The sequence below is a fragment of the Pantoea sp. GbtcB22 genome (genome assembly GCF_019091025.1).
Taxonomy (GTDB): Bacteria; Pseudomonadota; Gammaproteobacteria; order Enterobacterales; family Enterobacteriaceae; genus Pantoea; species Pantoea leporis.
Window position 1 is genome coordinate 1 of sequence record NZ_JAGXKB010001016.1, and the last position, 230, is coordinate 230.

Genomic DNA, 230 nt, shown 5'->3' on the forward strand with positions numbered 1-230 from the left:
TAGGGTAAACCGACGGGGCGTCCGCCTTGCGTGGTGCCGAGATAGCGTCCATCACCGTGTGTCGGTAAAAACCAGAAGACATTAATTTTATCGTTCGCGGAATCGGCCATTATGCTTTTACTATATAACTTTATTAAAAAATGATCATTTTGAACTGCTTATTTGGTTATATACCTGTTAGCAGAAAGCGTGCCAGGTTGTTAACGTGCGCGAATTCCGTATTTCAGGCG

1 protein-coding gene is annotated in these 230 nt (G+C 43.9%); it reads right to left on the minus strand.

The window, feature by feature from the left end; translation table 11 throughout:
- Positions 1-110, minus strand: a 110-nt coding sequence (locus KVT28_RS28080; protein WP_254633687.1) for a hypothetical protein, incomplete at its 3' end; no start/stop codon positions are given.
- Between the last annotated feature and the right edge of the window lie 120 nt (positions 111-230).